At 47.0% G+C, this 1,711-nt stretch carries 1 rRNA gene; it reads left to right on the forward strand.

Features of this window, described 5'->3' with window-relative positions:
- A 23S ribosomal RNA gene (locus tag EKM80_RS14750) occupies window positions 1–1,711 on the forward strand; the annotation flags it as partial.

Here is a 1,711-nt window from a genome sequence, read left to right on the forward strand (position 1 = left end):
CGAACTACGAAAAGCTTCGGGGAGTTGTAAGTAAACTAAGATCCGGAGATGTCCAAATGGGGAAACCCAATGCAGTGATGCATTATTACTAGCCGAATAGATAGGCTGGTAAAGGAAGACGCAGTGAACTGAAACATCTAAGTAGCTGCAGGAAGAGAAAGAAAAATCGATTTCCTTAGTAGCGGCGAGCGAAGAGGAAAGAGCCTAAACCAAGTGATTTATCATTTGGGGTAATAGGACTGCGATGTAGGAGCGCAAGTAATAGCAGAACTATCTGGGAAGGTAGGCCAGAGAGGGTGAGAGCCCCGTAAGCGAAATTATGAGCGCACTTAGCAGTATCCTGAGTAGGCCGGAACACGAGGAATTCCGGTTGAATTAGCGAGGACCATCTCGTAAGGCTAAATACTAGCTAGTGACCGATAGTGAACCAGTACCGTGAGGGAAAGGTGAAAAGAACCCCGGAAGGGGAGTGAAAAAGAACCTGAAACCGTGTGTCTACAAATAGTCAAAGCACATTAAAGTGCGATGGCGTGCCTTTTGTAGAATGAACCGGCGAGTTACGTTAATTAGCGAGGTTAAATCAGAAAAGATGGAGCCGGAGCGAAAGCGAGTCTGAAGAGGGCGAGATAGTTAGTTGATGTAGACCCGAAACCAAGTGACCTATCCATGATCAGGTTGAAGGTGTGGTAAAACGCACTGGAGGACCGAACCCGTGTAAGTTAAAAATTGCTGGGATGAATTGTGGATAGCGGTGAAATTCCAAACGAACTTGGAGATAGCTGGTTCTCTCCGAAATAGCTTTAGGGCTAGCCTCGAAGAAAGGATAATGGAGGTAGAGCTCTGTTTGGACGAAGGGCCCGTCAGGGGTTACTGAATCCAGATAAACTGCGAATACCATGTATCTATCTTCGGGAGTCAGACTGCGAGTGATAAGATCCGTAGTCGAAAGGGAAACAGCCCAGATCACCAGTTAAGGTCCCAAAATCTATGCTAAGTGGAAAAGGATGTGGAGTTGCGTAGACAACTAGGATGTTGGCTCAGAAGCAGCCATCATTGAAAGAGTGCGTAATAGCTCACTAGTCGAGTGACGCTGCGCCGAAAATTTACCGGGGCTAAGCATAGTACCGAAACTGTGGATGTAGTGGAAGACACTACGTGATAGGAGAGCGTTCTAAAGGCGGTGAAGTTTGACCGTGAGGACAAATGGAGCTTTTAGAAGTGAGAATGCCGGTATGAGTAACGAAAGATAGGTGAGAATCCTATCCACCGAATGACTAAGGTTTCCTGGGGCAGGTTCGTCCGCCCAGGGTAAGTCGGGACCTAAGACAAGGCCGAGAGGTGTAGCCGATGGGGAACAGGTAGAGATTCCTGTACTGCATTTAATCGTTACGAGCAAAGGAGCGACGCAGGAGATAAAGAACGCATGGTGCTGGAAATCCATGTTTAAGCGTTAAGTATGAGAATGAGTCAAATGCTTATTTTCGTGAAGTACGAGGCGTGATAAGGAGCGAAATTAAAGTAGCGAAGGTTCTATAGTCACACTGCCAAGAAAAGCTTCTAGCCAGAGAGAATGTACCCGTACCGTAAACCGACACAGGTAGTCGAGTAGAAAATACTAAGGTGAGCGAGAGAACTCTCGTTAAGGAACTCGGCAAAAAGACCCCGTAACTTCGGAAGAAGGGGTGCTGACTAGAGATAGTCAGCCGCAGTG

The sequence above is a fragment of the Loigolactobacillus jiayinensis genome (genome assembly GCF_003946445.1).
Classification (GTDB): Bacteria; Bacillota; Bacilli; order Lactobacillales; family Lactobacillaceae; genus Loigolactobacillus; species Loigolactobacillus jiayinensis.